Raw genomic sequence first — 3993 nt, 5'->3', positions numbered from 1 at the left:
TGGTCTTGTCGATGAGATCACCTATGAGAAAGGGCTTTTTGAGATCAATCTGAACCGCTCAGATTTGCCATTTCCACTTTTCCTTTACCACCTCTTTAGGAACGACCAACAGGTTTTCGTCGCGTGAACCGTCGGAGCATTCCCTTTCGACCATCCGTTTTACATTCAGAAAACAACCCGCCACCAATCCCTCTCGGGCGTACCTGCACATGTACCGGCACCCCCCACTGGCCCTTGCCCGCCAACCCATAACCAACTTAATTCTTGCGTGTCCCTTTCGTCCCTGATCCGATCACACTCTGGTCACACAGAGGGTAAAATTAGTGGACATTTGGGACACGATGCGGGAAGGTGGTCACACATAACCGGTTGAATTGTATCTGTTTAATCTATCAAAACGATTAGGGTGCTAGCTTTGAACAGCTAAGTTCAACGGTTAGGTAACAAAAAAGCCAACCGTGCAACGGCTTAACACATTGAAATACATAAAAAGCTTTCCTGAGCTATTCGTGCTCATTCTAGCCACCTCCGCGTGCTATCTGTTTCTTGAGACACAGATCGATGGCATGGCATTTGGTGGGCAGGGTAGTTTTTCTGGCGTCGACATCATTGTAATTTCCTTTCTGGTTAGCGTCCTTATTGCAATCGTTGCGGTAATCGCAGGGGTTGGTGGCGGGGTAATTTTCACGCCGTTGCTGCTCGCATTTACCTCGTTTGACACGCTCTTAATCCGGTCAACAGGATTGGTGGTCGCTATGTTCAGCGGCTTAATCTCCACCGGTCCACTCATGCGCAAGGGGCTCGCAGACATCAAAATCGTTCTGCTAGGCGCGTTGCCAATTATCATCGGGGGAATGTCAGGATCCTTTACTGCAATCTATCTTGCGCGAAGATTAGGTGAACAATCAGACGGTATAATCAGATTACTACTCGGACTGATGTTGCTTTTCATAGCAGCAGTCTTTGTTTTCAAAAGCGGTTCGTCCGATTATCCCACGTTAAAAAAGTCAGAGAGCTTTTCCCAATTCCTCAAGCTGCGCAAAACCTACTGGGAAAGCTCATTGGGAAGCTATGTTAGCTACCGTGCTACTAACGTCAAAATCTCAATATTTCTTTTCTTGGTCATCGGATTCACCGGTGGCTTCTTTGGGTTGGGAGGTGGTTGGGCAGCTGTTCCACTCCTGAATCTTGTCATGAGCATTCCGATCAAAGTGGCAACTGGCACGAGCGGAGTGCTGCTCGCTTTAGGAAATGCAGCAGCGATCTGGCCTTACATAAACGTTGGCGCACTTATTGGGATTATTGCTGCACCATGGATGCTAGGTCAGGTCATTGGAGGTCTCATCGGAGCCAGCCTCCTAACATCTTTGAAGGCGTCAGCAGTTAGAACCCTACTAATCATAATACTTTTTGCCTCAAGCCTTAAATTGGTAGCCAGAGGAATTGAGACCTTGACTGGCATTGAGATACCAGTGCTGTGAACGGGTGAATTGATGCGCTTATACCAAAAATCTCTGATACCAATATCTGGAGTGATTTATGGGCAGACCATCTACTGGCTGACGCTGATATCTTCTTTTCTTGTTTTACTCGGCACAATTGTCAGTTTCATTGAAAAAGACTCACCAATACCCAGTAGGCAGCTTTTGCAATCAGTCATTGATGGCAAGAACGTTGATCAGATTTGGCTGGGTATGGGTTTTAGTCCAGCGCCAGACATGCTGTTCTTTTTGGCCAACCCTTCCGCCGGTGAGAGCATTACGATGATTGGCATTGCTATTGGCGTTTCCAGTGTTGTGCCCGCGACCTTTCTTTCGGCTTACTTTTTGAGGAGATCCAGAAATCCAATCTTTGCAGTTTTGGCTATCTTGGCCGGTCTATTAACGTGTGTTGCCATGACAGGCATAATCTAATGAAACGATTTTGATTAAGACCTTTTGTCCCTAATGCGGTCACACTCTGGTCACACAGAGAGTTAAATTAGTGGACATTTGGGACAATTTGCAGAAAACTGCTTTCACCTAACCGATTGAATTCTCGCTGTTTAAACAGCTCAGCTGGATAGAGCGCTGCCCTCCGAAGGCAGAGGTCAGAGGTTCGAATCCTCTCGGGTGCGCCATTCCTCGCATCGAAACCCGCAGAACGCATAGCGTTTCGACCTGTTCGCATCATCGCGGGCGTACAAATGGTCGTACATTATGACGAAGGTATCTGCTCCCTATCTCTATCGGAAGCGCGGCGTCTACTACTTGCAGAAGCGCATTCCAAAGCCTCTCATCCCGCAATACGGAAGATCGATCCTGCAGCGATCTCTTCGCACTGCAGACCGCACTGAAGCCGTGCGTCTTTCCAGTCAGATCGTAGCTGCCCTCCATCGCGAGTGGCAGGAGCTTCTGTTCGCGCTGCCGCAGGATGGCTCATCCGTATATGAAGGCCTGATAACAGGCCCTAAACAGGAGCCGAGCCTGTCTGAGGCGATGCAGTTATATGTGCAAGCCACCGGCAAGGAAGGTAACCAGAGGTTCATTGCCTCATCAGAACGAAGCGTGGCTGAGGTGATATCGCTGTCAGGCGACAAAACGATATCTGCCTACAACCGATCTGATGCGCTGAAGTTCCGTGATGCGCTGGTATCTCGTGGCTCATCGCAAGCTACCGTAAAGCGCAATCTGTCCAATGTCCGAGCCATCTGGAACTACATCGCCAGAGAACACGGCATCGAGAGCGTCAACCCGTTCGCCAACATGAACTATGGGAACGCCAAAGCGCCCGTGAAGCGGATGCCAATCCCGATAGAAGACATTCACAAGGTTCAGAAGCTGTGCCTTGAACTGGATGATGACATCCGCTGGATCATCGCCGCCGTATCTGACAGTGGCATGCGGTTGGCAGAAGTGATTGGGCTTACTGCAAGTGACATCCACCTCGATAAAGAGGTGCCGTTCGTCAGGCTGTCAGAGCATCCGTGGCGGCGACTTAAGACTGCCGAGAGCCAACGCGATGTGCCTCTAGTTGGTGCGACTCTGTGGGGCTTAAAACGCGCTGTAGAGAGCAGTGATGGCGGCCTACTCTTCCCTCGCTACTGCACGCCAGAAGGCAACAAAGCCAACTACGCAAGCAGTGCCCTGAACAAGTGGCTCAGGTCATATGTGCCTGACGGTTGCGTTGTGCATTCCTTCCGGCACAGCATGCGGGACCGGCTGAGAGCTGTTCAATGCCCGGGCGATATCATCGACCAGATCGGAGGCTGGCAGACCGCTGGCATCGGTCAGGGATATGGCAAGGGGTACGAGCTGGACGTTCTACATAGGTGGCTAGAGAAGGTCGTTTAGAAGTGACGATCAACTAGCTTGGACGCATCGATTTCAGAATAGCCTGTCATGCACTTCATATGTCTGTCACACTCGTATTGTACGAAACGAGTAGAAAAATGAAGGAGACGAGAATGAGTTTTGACGTTGGACATACCACTTTCGGTTTCACAATGCGTGTGCCCGATGCGGACGTAGCAGCTGTAGATGATCTGATTTCTTCGCACGCTGCTTGGATGAAAGAAACGCACTCCTTAACAGGTGAAGAAGGGAAGCTTCACACACTGGAATATTATGTGTCTAAGGCGGCTGAGCTAAACGACATGATGGACCCGTCAAAAGGCACAACAGGGAACGTCGTTTATACTGTCAGCGAAGTGCACAAAGACGACGAGCATTTCGGAAAGCATGTCGAGTTGGGTCAAGGTTGGGACCGGATCAATGAATTCTTCGGTCTGTTTGAAAAATACAGCCCGCTGATCACTATGGCTGGCAGAGTAACAGCCAAGCTCTGATATCTATGAAAGGAAAAACATCCCCAGTCAGATTATGGCTGGGGATGCGAACAGGTCGAAACGCTATGCGTTCTGCGGGTTTCGATGCGAGGAATGGCGCACCCGAGAGGTGAAATCGCCACCGCGTTGACCTGTGTTCTTAAGGGATTCTGCCAACTCGCGCTCGG

At 49.9% G+C, this 3993-nt stretch carries 4 protein-coding genes and 1 tRNA gene; all 5 read left to right on the top strand.

The features are described from left to right. The first annotated feature begins 509 nt into the window (after positions 1-509). The 5 genes from AB3X55_13320 to AB3X55_13300 all read left to right on the top strand — a co-directional run bounded on the left by AB3X55_13320 (position 510) and on the right by AB3X55_13300 (position 3826). Positions 510-1481 (top strand): sulfite exporter TauE/SafE family protein, encoded by a 972-nt coding sequence (locus AB3X55_13320; GenBank protein MEX0504565.1) that lies wholly within the window; start codon positions 510-512, stop codon positions 1479-1481. A 12-nt stretch (positions 1482-1493) separates the two neighbouring features. Continuing rightward, positions 1494-1913: a hypothetical protein gene (locus tag AB3X55_13315; protein ID MEX0504564.1), complete on the top strand. Its 420-nt coding sequence runs from the start codon at positions 1494-1496 to the stop codon at positions 1911-1913. A 137-nt stretch (positions 1914-2050) separates the two neighbouring features. Next, positions 2051-2119 (top strand) — tRNA-Arg (locus AB3X55_13310). 79 nt (positions 2120-2198) lie between these two features. Next, entirely contained in the window at positions 2199-3332 is a 1134-nt protein-coding gene (locus AB3X55_13305; GenBank protein ID MEX0504563.1) for a DUF6538 domain-containing protein, read from the top strand. Positions 3333-3445: 113 nt separating this feature from the next. Next, positions 3446-3826, top strand: coding sequence for a hypothetical protein (locus tag AB3X55_13300; protein MEX0504562.1), 381 nt, complete (start codon positions 3446-3448; stop codon positions 3824-3826). Positions 3827-3993: the final 167 nt, after the last annotated feature.

The sequence above is a fragment of the Alphaproteobacteria bacterium LSUCC0719 genome, assembly GCA_040839025.1.
In the GTDB taxonomy this organism is placed as follows: domain Bacteria; phylum Pseudomonadota; class Alphaproteobacteria; order Puniceispirillales; family Puniceispirillaceae; genus UBA8309.
The sequence above is the reverse complement of the archived record's forward strand: the minus strand, read 5'-3'. Positions and strand labels throughout refer to the sequence as shown.

Bases quoted from the DNA above. Each gene is read 5' to 3' on its own strand.
- AB3X55_13300 (MEX0504562.1), top strand. From the start codon at position 3,446: ATGAGTTTTGACGTTGGACATACCACTTTCGGTTTCACAATGCGTGTG.
- AB3X55_13305 (MEX0504563.1), top strand. From the start codon at position 2,199: ATGACGAAGGTATCTGCTCCCTATCTCTATCGGAAGCGCGGCGTCTAC.
- AB3X55_13315 (MEX0504564.1), top strand. From the start codon at position 1,494: ATGCGCTTATACCAAAAATCTCTGATACCAATATCTGGAGTGATTTAT.